This window comes from Sphaerisporangium sp. NBC_01403, from assembly GCF_045040145.1.
Taxonomy (GTDB): domain Bacteria; phylum Actinomycetota; class Actinomycetes; order Streptosporangiales; family Streptosporangiaceae; genus Sphaerisporangium; species Sphaerisporangium viridialbum.
Genome location: NZ_CP109534.1, coordinates 7,143,175 through 7,158,312, shown reverse-complemented (window position 1 = coordinate 7,158,312; position 15,138 = coordinate 7,143,175). Strand labels below are relative to the sequence as shown.

Annotated in this window: 12 protein-coding genes; 7 read left to right on the top strand and 5 right to left on the bottom strand. The window is 71.9% G+C overall.

Annotated elements, in window-relative coordinates:
• Positions 1 to 24: 24 nt before the first annotated feature.
• The 4 genes from OG589_RS31955 to OG589_RS31940 form a co-directional block, all read right to left on the bottom strand.
• The gene (locus tag OG589_RS31955) at positions 25 to 1,440 is read right to left on the bottom strand and encodes a class II fumarate hydratase (protein ID WP_405141727.1); all 1,416 of its coding nucleotides are present in this window, start codon (positions 1,438 to 1,440) and stop codon (positions 25 to 27) included.
• Positions 1,441 to 1,455: 15 nt separating this feature from the next.
• Positions 1,456 to 3,606 (bottom strand): serine/threonine-protein kinase, encoded by a 2,151-nt coding sequence (locus OG589_RS31950; protein WP_405141726.1) that lies wholly within the window; start codon positions 3,604 to 3,606, stop codon positions 1,456 to 1,458.
• A 45-nt stretch (positions 3,607 to 3,651) separates the two neighbouring features.
• On the bottom strand, positions 3,652 to 4,881 hold the full coding sequence (locus OG589_RS31945; protein ID WP_405141725.1) for a serine/threonine-protein kinase: 1,230 nt from the start codon (positions 4,879 to 4,881) through the stop codon (positions 3,652 to 3,654).
• 80 nt (positions 4,882 to 4,961) lie between these two features.
• Complete coding sequence (locus OG589_RS31940) at positions 4,962 to 6,617, bottom strand: fumarate hydratase (protein WP_405141724.1); 1,656 nt, start codon at positions 6,615 to 6,617, stop codon at positions 4,962 to 4,964.
• Positions 6,618 to 6,823: 206 nt separating this feature from the next.
• Here OG589_RS31940 and OG589_RS31935 point away from each other — a divergent pair, with 206 nt between their 5' ends.
• From OG589_RS31935 to iolD, 7 genes are all read left to right on the top strand, one after another.
• Positions 6,824 to 7,147 carry a hypothetical protein gene (locus tag OG589_RS31935; protein WP_405141722.1) on the top strand — a complete coding sequence of 108 codons (324 nt, stop codon included), beginning with the start codon at positions 6,824 to 6,826 and terminating at the stop codon, positions 7,145 to 7,147.
• Between the two features lie 212 nt (positions 7,148 to 7,359).
• Positions 7,360 to 8,343 carry a Gfo/Idh/MocA family oxidoreductase gene (locus OG589_RS31930; protein ID WP_405141721.1) on the top strand — a complete coding sequence of 328 codons (984 nt, stop codon included), beginning with the start codon at positions 7,360 to 7,362 and terminating at the stop codon, positions 8,341 to 8,343.
• The gene (locus OG589_RS31925; RefSeq protein WP_405141720.1) at positions 8,340 to 9,308 is read left to right on the top strand and encodes a TIM barrel protein; all 969 of its coding nucleotides are present in this window, start codon (positions 8,340 to 8,342) and stop codon (positions 9,306 to 9,308) included. The genes OG589_RS31930 and OG589_RS31925 overlap by 4 nt, the downstream gene beginning before the upstream one ends.
• Positions 9,305 to 10,249, top strand: a complete 945-nt coding sequence (gene iolC, locus OG589_RS31920) for a 5-dehydro-2-deoxygluconokinase (RefSeq protein WP_405141719.1) — start codon at positions 9,305 to 9,307, stop codon at positions 10,247 to 10,249. Before OG589_RS31925 ends, iolC begins: the two co-directional genes overlap by 4 nt.
• A complete protein-coding gene (locus OG589_RS31915) occupies positions 10,242 to 11,123 on the top strand; it encodes a class I fructose-bisphosphate aldolase (protein WP_405141718.1) in 882 nt (293 codons plus the stop codon). Before iolC ends, OG589_RS31915 begins: the two co-directional genes overlap by 8 nt.
• A complete protein-coding gene (gene iolB, locus OG589_RS31910; RefSeq protein WP_405141716.1) occupies positions 11,123 to 11,992 on the top strand; it encodes a 5-deoxy-glucuronate isomerase in 870 nt (289 codons plus the stop codon). The genes OG589_RS31915 and iolB overlap by 1 nt, the downstream gene beginning before the upstream one ends.
• The gene (gene iolD, locus OG589_RS31905) at positions 11,989 to 13,830 is read left to right on the top strand and encodes a 3D-(3,5/4)-trihydroxycyclohexane-1,2-dione acylhydrolase (decyclizing) (protein WP_405141714.1); all 1,842 of its coding nucleotides are present in this window, start codon (positions 11,989 to 11,991) and stop codon (positions 13,828 to 13,830) included. The genes iolB and iolD overlap by 4 nt, the downstream gene beginning before the upstream one ends.
• Before the next feature lie 14 nt (positions 13,831 to 13,844).
• Here iolD and OG589_RS31900 read toward each other — a convergent pair whose 3' ends face one another.
• Complete coding sequence (locus OG589_RS31900; protein WP_405141712.1) at positions 13,845 to 15,044, bottom strand: MFS transporter; 1,200 nt, start codon at positions 15,042 to 15,044, stop codon at positions 13,845 to 13,847.
• Positions 15,045 to 15,138 lie beyond the last annotated feature (94 nt).

Here is a 15,138-nt window from a genome sequence, read left to right as displayed (position 1 = left end):
TCCCTCGCTTGGCCCTGGGGGTTTTCAGGGGTTATGTGTCGGATTCCTCGGGTTTGGGGGGGAGGTCATGGAGAGGACGTCCAGGGCGGCGTCGAGTTGCTCCTCCGTGAGCTTGCCGGAGGACACGTGGCCGCGCTCGATCACGACCTCCTTGATGGTCTTGCGCTCCTTGAGCGACTGCTTGGCGATGCTCGCCGCCTCCTCGTACCCGAGGGTGCGGTTGAGCGGGGTCACGATCGACGGGGAGGACTCGGCGTACTCCCGCAGGCGGTCGGCGTTGGCGGTGATCCGGTGCACGCACTTGTCGGCGAGCAGCCGGGACACGCTGGCCAGCAGGCGGATCGACTCCAGCACGTTGCGCGCGATGACCGGCATCATCACGTTGAGCTCGAAGCTCCCGGACGCCCCTGCGAACGTTACCGCCGCGTCGTTGCCGATGACCTGGGCCGCGACCATGGTCACCGCTTCGGGGACCACAGGATTGACCTTCCCCGGCATGATCGAGGAGCCGGGCTGGAGGTCGGGGAGGTTGATCTCGCCCAGGCCCGCGCGCGGCCCGGACCCCATCCAGCGCAGGTCGTTGGCGATCTTGTTGAGGGACACCGCGACCACGCGTAGCTGGCCGGACAGCTCCACGAGCGCGTCGCGGGCGCCCTGGGCCTCGAAGTGGTCGCGGGCCTCGGTGAACGGCAGCTCGGTGGCCTCCCTGAGCTTCTGGACGACCCCCTTGGCGAACCCGGGCGGCGTGTTGATGCCGGTGCCCACCGCCGTGCCGCCCAGGGGCAGCTCGGCGAGCCGGGGCACCGTCGCGCGCAGCCGTGCGACGCCGTTCTCCACCTGCGTGGCGTAGCCGCCGAACTCCTGGCCCAGCGTCACCGGCGTGGCGTCCATCAGGTGCGTGCGCCCCGCCTTGACCGTCTCGGCGAACACGCCGGCCTTCTGGCGCAGCGCGATGGCCAGGTGGTCGAGCGCCGGGATCAGCTCGTACGCGACGTCCACCATCGCCGCCACGTGGATCGACGACGGGAACACGTCGTTGGACGACTGCGACGCGTTGACGTGGTCGTTCGGATGCACCGGGCGGCCGAGGCGCTTCTCGGCGAGCGTGGCGATCACTTCGTTGGCGTTCATGTTGGACGAGGTGCCAGAGCCGGTCTGGAAGACGTCGATCGGGAACTCGTCGTTCCACTCACCCTCGGCGACGTCGGTGGCGGCCTCGGAGATGGCCTCGGCCATGTCGGCTTCGAGGACGCCCAGCTCGCCGTTCACCTCGGCCGCCACCGCCTTGATCAGCCCGAGCGCCGCTATGTGGGCCGGTTCGAGCCCGCGCCCCGATATCGGGAAGTTCTCTACGGCGCGCTGCGTCTGCGCCCGCCACTTGGCCGACGCGGGGACGCGTACGTCGCCCATCGAGTCATGTTCGATCCGGAAATCCTCCATGACTCCAGTTTTGCTCTACGAGCCGCCGGATGTGTCCCTGCGGGCGGGCTGGAATGAGGAGAGGACCGTTTCGAGCTGTGGCCGGTGGGACTTCCAGCCGGCCTCCGGCGTGGACCAGTAGATCGCGTAGCTGTCGCCGCCGGGCACGGCGACCCAGCGGGACAGCACGTGAGCAGGGCCTGAGCTCGCGGTGTAGGTGAACTCCCAGTCGGCCACGTCGGTGCCGGGGTACGGCGCCGGGGTGGTCACGGCCAGCCGGATGAGCTTGTACCCGGGATAGGTGCCCGCCGCGACGGCCCGCGCCTGCGCGGCCTTCGCCGCGGCGAGGACGTCCGCGGTGCCGTTCGCCGAGCGGCTGATGCGCACCGTACGGACGTCGCCCTCGGCGCTGAACCCGACGCCCCCGCCCTTCGCGACGCCGCGCAGCTTGGACGGGAGGTCGATGATGTAGCCGGTCTTGTCGATGTAGCGGCGGAGCCCGGAGGCGGGCGGCGTGGCCGTGCTCGTGACGGCGTCAAGGGTGGTGCTCGCGCTGGCGTCGACGGTCGAGGCGGTGGTGCCCCCGCCGGAGCCGCCCGACACCTTGGCCCCGTTCGGATCGGTGGCGCCGCTGCTCGACACCGCGGCGGCCACGAGCATGACGATGGCCGCCAGCCCGAGCAGGGCCACGCCGACCAGGATGATCATCCCGGCGGGGCTGCTGTACCGGGGCGGCGCCGTGCCCTGGAAGGCGAACAGGTCGGTGCCCAGCCCGTTCTCGGGCGTGGCCGGCTCGGCCCAGGAGCTCGCGTCCTGCGCCGTCCCCTGCGGAGAGAGCGTTCCAGCGGCGGCCGGCGCGACGGCTCCCCTGGCCCCCGGCGGGGTCTGGACCCCGGCCGTGGCATGGGAGGCGGCGGCTTCCTGCCTGGCGGGGGGTGTCCCGGATGCGGGGGGTTTCGTGGGCGCGGGCGGTGTCCTGGACACGGGAGGTGCAGGGCGGGGGGCGCGTGCGGCGGGCGCCGAGGGTGCGGGGGAGGGGCTCTGGATGGGGGGAAGCAGCCCGACCATGGTCGCCTGGCCGTCTTCGTCCTCGTCGGCGTCTGTGGAGACGGCCTTGCGCGCGGGGGCCGGCCGGTCGGCGGCAGCGTCCTTTTCGGACTGGACTCCGGGGATGCGCAGGCCGCCCTTGGGACGGATGACCATCATCGTCTGGTTCGGATCGACGTCCGGCTCGGAACCGGTACCCGGCTCGGACGTGCCGTTGGTGTCCCGGGTGGTGGGGGTTTTGGCGGTGGCCTCGGGTTTTTGAGGAGCGGGGGGTTTCGGGGGCGCGGCGGGCGGGGGGCTCGCGGCGGCCTTGGCGGCGGAGGTGCGGGCGACCGCGCGGAGCCGGGAGACGGCCTGGTCGTGCGTGAGCCGCTTGGTGTGGTCCTTCTCCAGCAGCGCCTCGAGCGCGGGGCGGAGCGGGCCGGCCTGGGTGGCGGGGTCGGCCTGCTCGGTCATCAGCGCGGCCAGCGTCTCGCTCACCGAGTCGCGTTCGTACGCGGGCCGGCCCTCGACCGCGAAGTACAGCGTGGCGCCGAGCGACCACAGGTCGGACTCGGGGCCGGTGTGGTCTCCCCTGGCCCGCTCGGGGGCGGTGTAGCCGGGTGACCCGATCACCATGCCCGTCTTGGTGATGTTGCTGTCGCCCGCCGCCTTCGCGATGCCGAAGTCGGTGAGCACCACGCGTCCCGTGTCGGTCAGGAGCACGTTGCCGGGCTTGACGTCGCGGTGCAGGATGCCCTGATCGTGCGCGGCGCCGAGCGCTCCCAGCAGGTCGAGGCCGATCTCGGCGACGAGCCGGGGCGGCAGGGGGCCCTCCTCGTCGATCACCTGCTCCAGCGACCTGGCCTCGACCAGCTCCATGATGATCCACGGGCTGCCGTCGACCACGATGGCGTCGTGGACGGTGGCCACGGAGGGATGGGCGATCTTGGCGGCGGTGCGACCCTCGCGGATCATGCGTTCGCGCAGCTCGTCGCGTTGCTCCTTGCTCAGCCCCGAGTCCTGGCGGATCTCCTTGACGGCCACGTCGCGGCCGAGGAGGCGGTCGTGAGCGCGCCAGACAGTGCCCATCGTCCCTCTGCCGAGGGGGGTGATCAGCTCGTATCTGTCGGCGAGCAGCCGCCTCTGCTGTTCCGGCATGAGTAAGAAGATAGCGACAGTGACTTGAGAATTGCTTTCGACGCACTAACGCATATTTTTTGGCCAGAAGCGGCGCGGCAGGACCATGCGCACGATATCGGACAGCTGGCGCATCACCTGGCTCAGCTCGGGGTTCGCGGGAGCCCGTCGGCGGCCCGGCGCGAAGTCCGGCGGCTTGCGGTGCACCCCTTCGGCGGCCCTGCGGGGCATGCGGGGCTGCGGCACGGGGCCGGGATCGCGGGGCGGGAGGTAGACCGGGCGGGCGTCGGGCCTGGCGTCGGCCCGGTGCTGACCCCGGTGGGACGGCCTGCGGGGCGAAGGCGGAGACGGGGACGACGGCGACAAGGCGCCCATCGAGGCGTGCGGCGCGGGCGGCGGCATGCCGCCCATCGTGGCCGGTGGCTGCTGGCGGGGCGCCGTGCGGTGGGCGGGGCCTCCGAGCGGCTCCTCCGCCGAGCCGCCCGCCGCCACGCGGGCGAGCATGAGCGAGGCGCGCATGCCGTCGAGCCGGGCGTCCGGGTCGATCTGGAGCAGGCCGCGCAGGATGGGGGCGAGCGGCCCCGCCTTGTCCATGGGGATCGGCTCACCGCTGGTGAGCGCGGCCAGCGCCGCCGCGGCCGTACGCCTGCCGTGCAGGCCGCGGCCCTCGACGGCGGTGTACAGGGTGGCGCCGAACGACCACAGGTCGGCGCCGGGGCTGGCCTTGTCGCCGAGGACGCGCTCGGGCGCGATGTAGCCGGCGGAGCCGAGCACGATGCCGGCCTGCGTGATCGACGCGTCGCCCTCGAGGGCGGCCAGGCCGAAGTCGGTGAGCACCGCGCGGTCCTCGGTCACCAGCACGTTGCTGGGCTTCACGTCGCGGTGCAGGATGCCCTTGGCGTGCACCGCCCGCAGCGCGCCGAGCACCTGGCGGCCGATCTCGGCGACGCGGCGCGGGGGAAGCGGCCCCTGCTCCTTGACCAGGTCTTCCAGCGATCGCGCGTGGAGGAGCTCCATGACGATCCAGGGCCGGTCGTCCTCGGTGACGACGTCGAAGACGGTGATCACCGAGGGGTGGGCCACCATGGCGGTCGCCCGGGCCTCGCGCTCGGTGCGGGCGCAGAGCTCGGCCCGCAGCTCCTCGTCGAGGACCAGCGGGAGGCGCACCTCCTTGACAGCCACGTCACGGTCGAGCAGGTCGTCGTGCGCACGCCAGACGGTGCCCATGCCGCCGCGGCCGACCGGCTCTACGAGCCGGTAACGCGAGGCTAGCTCGTATCCGGACGGGGCGCGCATGGGTGGCAGCTTACCGATTTGTTTATCGCCGCCTGTAGAGGCCATGCCGATTCTCTGTTGAGATCTTCCGTCAGATTTTGTCAGATTCGGCGACCGATGGTGAGCACGGGGCCACTGGTGTCCTCGAAGAAGTCGGCGCCCTTGTCGTCGACCACGATGAACGCGGGGAAGTCCTCCACCTCGATCTTCCAGACGGCCTCCATGCCGAGCTCCGCGTATTCGAGGACGTCCACCTTCCTGATGCAGTCCTGCGCGAGCCGGGCGGCCGGGCCGCCGATCGAGCCGAGGTAGAAGCCGCCGTACTTCTGGCAGGCCTCGGTGACCTGCTTGGAGCGGTTGCCCTTGGCCAGCATCAGCAGGGACCCGCCCTCGGCCTGGAAGCGCTCGACGTAGGAGTCCATGCGGCCGGCGGTCGTCGGGCCGAAGGACCCGGAGGCGTACCCCTCGGGCGTCTTGGCCGGTCCGGCGTAGTAGACGGCGTGGTCCTTCAGGTACTGCGGCATCTCCTCGCCGGCGTCGAGCCGTTCACCGATCTTGGCGTGCGCGATGTCACGGGCGACGACGAGCGGGCCGGTCAGCGAGAGCCGGGTCTTCACGGGGTAGCGCGTGAGCTCGGCGAGGATCTCGCTCATGGGCCGGTTGAGGTCGATGGACACCACGTCGTCCGAGAGGTGCTCGTCGGTCGTCTCGGGCAGGAAGCGCGCCGGGTCGGTCTCCAGCTTCTCCAGGAAGACGCCCTCCGGCGTGATCTTGGCGAGGGCCTGCCGGTCGGCGCTGCACGAGACGGCGATCGCCACCGGGCACGAGGCGCCGTGCCGGGGGAGCCGGATCACCCGCACGTCGTGGCAGAAGTACTTGCCGCCGAACTGCGCGCCGATGCCGAGCTTCTGGGTGAGCTCGAAGACCTTCTTCTCCAGCTCCAGGTCGCGGAAGCCGTGACCCGAGGGGGAGCCTTCCGTGGGGATCGTGTCGAGGTAGCGCGCGGAGGCGTACTTCGCGGTCTTCAGCGCGTACTCGGCGCTGGTGCCGCCCACGACCACCGCCAGGTGGTACGGCGGGCACGCGGCGGTGCCGAGGGAGCGGATCTTCTCCTTCAGGAACCGGAGCATCCGCTTCTCGTTGAGCACCGCCTTGGTCTCCTGGTAGAGGAAGGACTTGTTGGCGCTGCCGCCGCCCTTGGCCATGAACAGCAGCTTGTACTCGTCGGGGTGGCCGTGCGGGTCCTCGGCGTAGAGCTCGATCTGGGCCGGGAGGTTGCTGCCGGTGTTCTTCTCGTCCCACATGGTCAGCGGGGCCATCTGGGAGTATCTGAGGTTCAGCTCGGTGTAGGCGTCGTAGACGCCGCGCGAGATGTGCTCGGGGTCGGCGCCGTCGGTGAGCACGTGGCGGCCGCGCTTGCCCATCACGATCGCGGTGCCGGTGTCCTGGCACATGGGGAGCACGCCGCCCGCCGAGATGCTCGCGTTCTTGAGCAGGTCGAGGGCCACGAACCTGTCGTTGCCGCTGGACTCGGGGTCATCGATGATCTTGCGGAGCTGGGCGAGGTGGGACGACCGCAGATAGTGCGAAATATCGTGAATCGCGGTCTTGGTCAGGAGGCGCAGCGCCTCCGGGTCCACTTCCAGGAACGTACGGCCCGCCGCCTCGACCTTCCGCACCCCCTCAGCCGTGATCAGACGGTATTCCGTCTCATCGGGGCCCATCGGAAGCAGGTCGGTGTAGTCGAACTCGGGCATCGCCTGTGCTCCTCCGTATTCGTGGCGCGCTCGCCGCCGTCCTGTGCAGGGTACGGCTCCCTATGACGTCCTCCTGACGCGGGGCTGTACACACTTGGCACAACCTTGGCGTAGAGGTGGCGTCCCTCCATCACATGTGGGTCGAATGCGTTGATATGTGCGTTCGATAATGAAAGTACGCGCGACATCCAAGATCGGGGGAAATCATGGATCCGGGCAACATCGTGGTGGTGGTCCTCGGAGTGATGGTCGTCGCGTCGGCGCTGGGAGTCGCGCTCGTCACCATCGTTCTTTGCGGCATAAGGGGCGAGCACGCCCAGTGGCCGGTGACTCCTGACGCCAGGCACGCGCCGCACGCACCCGAGCTCACCGCAGCCGAGGCGCGTGCGGCCGGGATCGAGGGCCGCCATGAGGAAGACGGGGGAGAGCACCCCGAGTGGACGGCCCGCGAGCTCGCGGGCGAGGACCTGCGGCCGGTCGGCACCCATGAGGAGAGGAACGCCGCGCCGGGACGGGCGCGATGGTGGTGACCGACCTCCCGTCCCGGGAGCCCGGATCTTCCCGTAACCGTGGAACGTCCGGGCTCCCGCATGTGCGGGCCATCGCGTGAGGCCCCCGGCGGCTCACGACGTCGCCAAGACCATAGTTCGTCTGAATGTCAGGACAAATTCTTGACTCCCGGCATTCTGATACTTAGAACTGTGGACGGGTCGTGATGAGCTGATCGAGCCGCGGAGGCAGTATGCGTGTGGGTCTGTTGGGTCTTGGCCGCATCGGAGCGTTCCACGCGACGACGCTCGCCGCCCATCCGGAAGTGGGCGAGCTGATCGTGTCGGACGCCGACGAGGTGCGGGCCAAGGAGGTGGCGGGCCGGGTCGGCGCGCTGGTCGGGGACGCGTTCGAGGCCGACGCCGTGGTCGTGGCCACTCCCACCTCCACCCACGCGGAGCTGATCCGCAGGGCCTGCGACGCCGGGATCCCGGTGTTCTGCGAGAAACCCGTCGCGCCGGGCATCGAGGAGACCGCGCGCGTCGTCGAGGCGGCCGCCCGCAGCGGCACGCTCGTCCACATCGGCTTCCAGCGGCGCTTCGACGCCGGGTACGCCGCCGCGCGCCGGGCGCTGCGCAGCGGCCAGGTGGGGGAGCTGCACAGGGTCCACATGCTGACCGCCGACCCCCGGCCGCCGGACGCCGCCTACATCCCCCTCTCCGGCGGCATCTTCCGCGACTGCCACATCCACGACTTCGACATCCTGCGCTGGGTCACCGGCCGCGAGGTCGAGTCGGTGTACGCCACGGGGGCCAACCGGGGGGCCGCGTTCTTCGCGGAGGCCGGCGACGTGGACACCAGCGCCGCGCTGCTGACCCTCGACGACGGCACATTGGTGACGATGCAGGGGTCTCGTTACAACGGCGCGGGGTACGACGTGCGGATGGAGCTCGCAGGCACACGTGACACGGTGGTCGTCGGACTGGACGACCGCGTGCCCCTCACCTCGGCCGAGCCCGCCGCCGAGTTCCCCCGCGGCGAGGCGTGGCCCGACTTCGGCGCCCGCTTCGAGGCGGCGTACGTCACCGAGATCGGGGCCTTCCTCGACAGCGTGCGCGATGGCGGGCAGAGCCCCTGCACCGTCCAGGACGCCCTCGCCGCCCTGCGCGTCGCCGAGGCGGCCGAGCTGTCCAGGAGCACCGGGCGCCCGGTGCGGGTCGCGGAGGTGACCGTATGAGCGCCCCGGCCGCCCCGGGCACAGGCGCATCGACCGGCCCGGTGCGGATCGCCGCCGCGCCGATCTCATGGGGGGTCTGCGAGGTACCTGGCTGGGGCCACCAGCTCGGCCGCGACCGCGTACTCGGCGAGATGCGCGCGCTCGGCCTGACCGCCACCGAGCTGGGCCCCGACGGCTTCCTGCCCCCGTCTCCCGAACACCGCCGCACGCTCCTTGAGTCGTACGGCCTGAGCGGCATCGGTGGCTTCGTCCCGCTGGTGCTGCACGATCCCGCGTACGACCCGGTGCCGGAGGCGCAGGCCACGCTTCGGGCGTTCGCCGAGGGTGACGTGGGGACGGTCGTGCTGGCGGCGGCGACCGGCGCCGACGGCTACGACGAGCGGCCCGTGCTCGACGCCGAGGGCTGGAAGACGCTACTGGCCAATCTCGGGCGCGTGATGGAGGCGGCGGAGCGCTTCGAGCGGGCCGTCACCCTCCACCCGCACGTCGGCACCATGATCGAGACGCGTGACGAGGTCGACCGGGTGCTCGACGGCTCCGAGATGCCACTCTGCCTGGACACCGGCCACCTTCTCATCGGGGGCACCGACCCGCTTGACCTGGTGTCCAGGGCAGCAGCCAGAGTCGCACACGTTCACCTGAAAGACGTGGACGCCACGCTCGCCGAGCAGGTCCGCGCGGGCGGGCTCACCTACACCGACGCCGTGCGCGCCGGCGTCTACCGCCCCCTCGGCAGGGGCGACGTGGACGTGGCGGGCATCGTGACCCGGCTCGGCGACGCCGGCTACCAGGGCTGGTACGTCATGGAGCAGGACGTCGTCCTCGACGGTGAGCCGGCGAGCGGCGAGGGGCCACAGGCCGCGGTCCGCGAGAGCCTGGCGTACCTTTCGGCTCTCTCGCGCCCCGCGCCCGAGGCGGTGCCGGGATCCGGTCTGCCCGGGCGCGGCGCGGAAGGCCCCGCATGACCGAGGTGCTCACGATGGGCAGGGTGGGCGTCGACATCTACCCCCTCCAGGTCGGCGTCTCGCTGCGCGAGGTCGAGACCTTCGGCAAGTACCTCGGCGGCAGCCCCGCCAACGTCGCGGTCGCCGCCGCCAGGCTGGGCCGCGCGTCCGCCGTGATCACCCGCACCGGGGCCGACCCGTTCGGGGAGTTCCTCCACGACGCGTTGCGCTCGTACGGCGTGGACGACCGCCATGTCACCGAGGTGCCGGGGCTGCCGACGCCGGTGACGTTCTGCGAGATCCGGCCGCCGGAGGACTTCCCGCTGTACTTCTACCGCTATCCCAAGGCACCCGACCTGGAGATCCACCCGCACGAGCTGGACCTCGCCGCGATCAGGGACGCGCGCCTGTTCTGGGCGACGGTCACCGGGCTGTCCGAGGAGCCGTCCAGAAGCGCCCACTTCGCCGCCTGGGAGGCCAGAGGCCGCGCGCCGCTGACCGTGCTCGACCTCGACTACCGCCCCACGTTCTGGACGTCGCCCGAAGCGGCACGAGAATGGGTACGCCAGGCTCTGCGGCACGTCACCGTGGCCGTGGGAAACCTCGACGAGTGCGAGGTGGCCACCGGCACGCGCGAGCCGTACGAGGCGGCCAGGGCGCTGCTCGACCAGGGCGTCGAGCTGGCGGTCGTGAAGCGAGGGTCGGGAGGCGTGCTGGGCATGACGGCCGGGGAGACCGTGGAGGTGCCGCCGGTGCCGGTCGAGGTGGTCAACGGGCTCGGCGCGGGCGACGCGTTCGGCGGCGCGCTGTGCGACGGCCTGCTGGCCGGCCGGAGCCTCGCGGAGACCCTGCGCTTCGCCAACGCGGCGGGGGCGATCGTCGCGGGACGGCTCGCCTGCGCGCCGGCGATGCCCACGGTCAAGGAGGTCGAAAGCGTGCTCTCGGGGGATGTCCATGCGTGACGAGGACCGCAGGAGGCTGGCCGAGTACCGCGCCAGGTACCCGGAGAAGATCGCCCAGGCCGCGGCGGAACGCCGGCGCAGGCCGCTGCTGGCCGACCGCGACCAGCTCCTGATCATCGCGGCCGACCACTCGGCCAGGGGCGCGCTCGGCGTGCGCGGGCGGCCGATGGTCATGGCCAGCCGCATCGACCTGCTCGACCGGCTGTGCGTCGCGCTGGCACGGCCGGGGGTCGACGGCCTGCTCGCCACCCCCGACATCGTGGAGGACCTGCTCCTGCTCGGCGCCCTACACGGCAAGGTGGTGATCGGGTCGATGAACCGCGGCGGTCTCCACGGCACGGCCTTCGAGTTCGACGACCGCTTCACCGCCTACGACACCGAGTCGATCGTCCGCATGCGGCTCGACGGGGGCAAGATGCTCTGCCGCGTCGGCCTGCGGTCCGCCGAGACGGCGGACACGCTGGAGTCCTGCTCGCGCGCCGTGACCAGCCTGGCCAGAGAGGGGCTGGTCGCCATGGTCGAGCCGTTCTGGTCCCACAGGGACGAGGGCGTCGTCCACCACGACCTGTCCCCCGAGGGCATGATCCACGCCATCCACGTCGGCCAGGGGCTCGGCGCGACCTCCGCGCACACCTGGCTGAAGATCCCGGTCATCGACGAGATGGAGCGGGTCATGGAGGCGACCACCCTGCCCACCCTGCTGCTCGGCGGCGACCCGACCGCGGCCCCCGACCAGGTGTACTCCTCCTGGAGCAAGGCGCTGCGGCTTCCCGGCGTGCGCGGTCTCGTGGTCGGGCGCGCGCTGCTCTACCCGCCCGACGACGACGTGGCCGCGGCCGTCGACACCGCCGCCGGGTTGCTGGAGGTGTCCTGATGTCGTACATTCCCGCGGGCTCCACCGCCGAGTCCCCCTGGGCCCTGCTGATCTCGCCCGAGAGCGCCGGATGGGCATACGCCGGGCTCCGGGCGCTCAACCTCTCGGGCGAGACGGTCGAGTTCGCCACCGGGGGCGAGGAGATGCTGGTCGTCCCGCTGTCTGGGTCCTGCGCCGTCGAGTGTGACGGGGTGCGCCTCGAACTGCGCGGCCGTGAGTCGGTCTTCGGCGGCGTCACGGACTTCGCCTACCTGCCCATCGGGTCGAGCGTCCGGCTGAGCGGGGAGGGCCGGTTCGCCCTGCCGTCGGCCGTCGCGACGCGGCGGCTCCCGGTGCGGTACGGCCCGGCCGAGGACGTCCCGGTGGAGGTGCGGGGCGCCGGGCAGGCCAGCCGGCAGGTCAACAACTTCTGCGCCCCGGACGCCTTCGAGTGCGACAAGCTCGTCGCCGTCGAGGTGCTGACCCCCGAGGGCAACTGGTCGTCCTATCCGCCGCACAAGCACGACACCGAGGCCGACGGCGAGGCGGTGCTGGAGGAGATCTACTACTTCGAGGGCGGTCCCGGATACCAGCGGGTGTACGGCTCGCCGGGCAGGCCCATCGACGTGCTGGCCGAGGTGAGCTGCGGCGACGTGGTGCTGGTGCCGCACGGCTACCACGGGCCCTCGATGGCGGCCCCCGGCTACGACCTGTACTACCTGAACGTGCTCGCCGGGCCCGCGGACAAGCGTTCCATGGCCTTCTGCGACGACCCCCGGCACGCCTGGATCCGCTCAAGCTGGGAAGGCCAGGCCGTGGACCCCCGCGTCCCCATGACCTCCTACGACCGCCCATCACCCGCGAACGGCAGGCCGGAGGCGAAGGCATGACGACGATCAGGCTCACCGTGGCCCAGGCGCTGGTGCGGTTCCTCGCCGAGCAGTGGAGCGAGCGCGACGGAGTGGAGCAGCGGCTGATCGAGGGCTGCTTCGGCATCTTCGGGCACGGCAACGTCGCCGGCGTCGGCCAGGCGCTCGCGGAGCAGGGCGCGGGCCTCGGCGACCCGCTGCCGTACTACCTGGCGAGGAACGAGCAGGCCATGGTCCACACCGCCGTGGGCTTCGCCAGGACGCGCAACCGCCTGTCGACCTTCGCCTGCACGACGTCGATCGGCCCGGGCGCCACCAACATGGTGACCGGGGCGGCGCTCGCGACGATCAACCGGATCCCGGTGCTCCTCCTGCCCGGCGACGTCTTCGCGACCCGCGCCGCCGGGGCCGTCCTGCAGGAGCTCGAGGACCCCCGGTCGTACGACGTCAGCGTCAACGACTGCCTGCGGCCGGTGTCGCGCTTCTTCGACCGGGTCAACCGGCCCGAGCAGCTCCCCTCGGCCCTGATGGCGGCGATGCGGGTGCTCACCGACCCCGCCGAGACGGGCGCGGTGACGCTCGCCCTGCCCCAGGACGTGCAGGCCGAGGCGTACGACTGGCCCGCCGAGCTGTTCGCGCGCAGGGTGTGGCACGTGGCGAGGCCCATCCCCGACGCAGCCGCCGTGGAGCGGGCCGTGGAGGCGATCAGGCGTTCCCGGCGCCCGCTGATCGTCGCGGGCGGCGGGGTGGTCTACAGCGAGGCGTGGGAGGAGCTCACCGCCTTCGCCGAGGCCCACGGCGTGCCCGTGGGGGAGACCCAGGCGGGCAAGGGCGTCCTGCCGTACGACCATCCGTGCGCGCTCGGCGCGATCGGGCACACGGGCACGGCCGCCGCCAACGCCGTCGCACGCGAGGCCGACCTGGTCATCGGGGTCGGCACCCGTTACACCGACTTCACGACGGCTTCCCGCACGCTCTTCGGCGACGCCCGCTTCGTGAACCTCAACGTCACGGCCTTCGACGCGGCCAAGCACGCCGGCGTCATGCTGGTGGGCGACGCCCGCGAAGGGCTCGCGCTGCTCGACCTCGGCGGCTGGAAGGCCGACCCGTCCTGGACCTCACGGGCCGCCGAGCTGGGCCGCGCCTGGCAGGACACGGTCTCGGCGCTGTACGCGGGGGACACGCTGACGCAGCCTGTGGTGCTCGGCGTGCTGAACGAGGTCGCGGGGCCGGACGGCGTGGTGGTCAACGCCGCTGGATCGATGCCCGGTGACCTGCACAAGCTGTGGCGCGCCTCCGACCCGAAGGCGTACCACGTCGAGTACGGCTACTCCTGCATGGGGTACGAGATCGCGGGCGGCCTCGGCGTGAAGCTGGCGGCGCCGGACCGCGAGGTCTTCGTGCTGGTCGGCGACGGGTCGTACCTGATGATGGCCCAGGAGATCGCCACCGCCGTCCAGGAGGGCGTCAAGCTGGTCGTGGTGATCGTGGACAACCACGGCTTCGCGTCGATCGGTGGCCTGTCGGAGTCCGTGGGCGCGCGGCGGCTCGGCACGGCGTACCGCAGGCGCTCGCCGGAGGGCGGGCTGGACGGGCCGTTCCTGCCGGTCGACCTGGCCGCCAACGCCGCGAGCCTCGGAGCCGACGTCCTGCGCGCCTCCGGCCCCGACTCCCTGCGCGTCGCCCTCACCAAGGCCAGGGAGTCCGGCACGACGACGGTCGTCTACCTGGAGACCGTCCCAGGCCCGTCCCCGGAGACCACCGCCTGGTGGGACGTCCCCACGGCCGAGGTCTCCACCACCCCCGGCCTCCACGAACGGTACGAGCGGGCCAAGCGCGCCCAGCGCCCGTACCTCTAGACCCGTGGCGGGGCTCAGGCCTCGCTGGGCCGCGGTGCCGGAAGAGATCGTGACGGCTGGAAGCCGCGGGCCAGGAGGATGATGGCCGCCGCGAGGACGAGGGGGGCCGCGAAGGCCACCTGGTAGTTCGCGGCGTCCGCGATCCCGCCGACCAGGGCCGCTCCGACGATGAAGCCCACGTAGTTGAACATGTTGACGCGCGCGATGGCCACGCCCGTGCCGGCCGGGTCGAGCCGTCCGGCGGCCGAGAACGACTGGGGGGCCACGACCGACAGGCCCACACCGGTCACGCCGAAGGCGACGATGGCCAGGGGCTCGTTTGGGGCGGCGACGATGCCGGCGAACCCCAGGGCGGCGAGCGCGCCCCCGACGCGGACGATCGCGGCCGGGCCGTACCTGCGCACGGCCAGGTCGCCACCGGCCCTGACCACGAAGGTCGTCGCCTGGTAGGCCCCGAGCGCCAGCGGGACGACCGCCGCCGACCCGTGCATGATCTTGTCCATGTAGACGGACCCGAAGTTGGAGATCGACGCGTCGCCGACGTAGAGGAAGGCCATCGCGAGGCACAGCGGCAGGATCGGGCGCCATGGGAATCCACCGCCGGCGGGCGCGGGGGTGCGGGATTCGGCTTCCGCCGGCCGCACGTGTTCTTCCTCGGGGGCGCACAGGGCCGGACCGGCGAGCACGGCGATGGCCACACCGGCGATCATGGCGACGGCGAAGGTGGCGGGAAGGCCGAGCCCCATGCCTCCGGCGGCCGAGGCCCAGACCGCGCCGACGACCGCCGCGGCGCTCCACAGCGCGTGGAACCCGGTGAGGATCGCCCTGCCGTACCTCCGCTCGATCGTGACGGCCTGCATGTTCATGCCCGCGTCGACCGCGCCGAGGCACAGGCCGAACAGCACGTTCGCGGCGACCAGCTCGGGCACGCCGGCCGCGAGCCCCGCGAGCACGACGGCGAGACCGGCGAGGGGCTGGGCGACCCGGAGCACCACCCTGCTGCCGTACCGCTTGGCGATCTCCCCCGCGAGAACGCTGCCGGCGCCCGCGATCACGGGCACGACCAGGAGCAGGATGGACAGCTCGCCGTCGCTGAGCCCGTGCTTCTTCTGCAGGGCCGCGACCTGGGTGAGCAGGGTGGCGAACGTCAGCCCCTGGACGAAGAAGACGGCGAAGGCGGCGAGGCGCGCGCGCCGGTCACGTGGGGTGGGCACCACGGCCTCCGAGGGGGGACGGAGCGGAAACATGAGGCTAATTCAGGTTTCGCCAGGGTATGGTCGCGGCCCACACCGGTCAATGGCCCAGAGC

Bases quoted from the DNA above. Each gene is read 5' to 3' on its own strand.
- OG589_RS31940 (WP_405141724.1), bottom strand. From the start codon at position 6,617: ATGCCCGAGTTCGACTACACCGACCTGCTTCCGATGGGCCCCGATGAG.
- OG589_RS31915 (WP_405141718.1), top strand. From the start codon at position 10,242: ATGCGTGACGAGGACCGCAGGAGGCTGGCCGAGTACCGCGCCAGGTAC.
- iolD (WP_405141714.1), top strand. From the start codon at position 11,989: ATGACGACGATCAGGCTCACCGTGGCCCAGGCGCTGGTGCGGTTCCTC.
- OG589_RS31930 (WP_405141721.1), top strand. From the start codon at position 7,360: ATGCGTGTGGGTCTGTTGGGTCTTGGCCGCATCGGAGCGTTCCACGCG.
- OG589_RS31945 (WP_405141725.1), bottom strand. From the start codon at position 4,881: ATGCGCGCCCCGTCCGGATACGAGCTAGCCTCGCGTTACCGGCTCGTA.
- OG589_RS31955 (WP_405141727.1), bottom strand. From the start codon at position 1,440: ATGGAGGATTTCCGGATCGAACATGACTCGATGGGCGACGTACGCGTC.
- OG589_RS31925 (WP_405141720.1), top strand. From the start codon at position 8,340: ATGAGCGCCCCGGCCGCCCCGGGCACAGGCGCATCGACCGGCCCGGTG.
- OG589_RS31935 (WP_405141722.1), top strand. From the start codon at position 6,824: ATGGATCCGGGCAACATCGTGGTGGTGGTCCTCGGAGTGATGGTCGTC.
- iolC (WP_405141719.1), top strand. From the start codon at position 9,305: ATGACCGAGGTGCTCACGATGGGCAGGGTGGGCGTCGACATCTACCCC.
- OG589_RS31950 (WP_405141726.1), bottom strand. From the start codon at position 3,606: ATGCCGGAACAGCAGAGGCGGCTGCTCGCCGACAGATACGAGCTGATC.
- iolB (WP_405141716.1), top strand. From the start codon at position 11,123: ATGTCGTACATTCCCGCGGGCTCCACCGCCGAGTCCCCCTGGGCCCTG.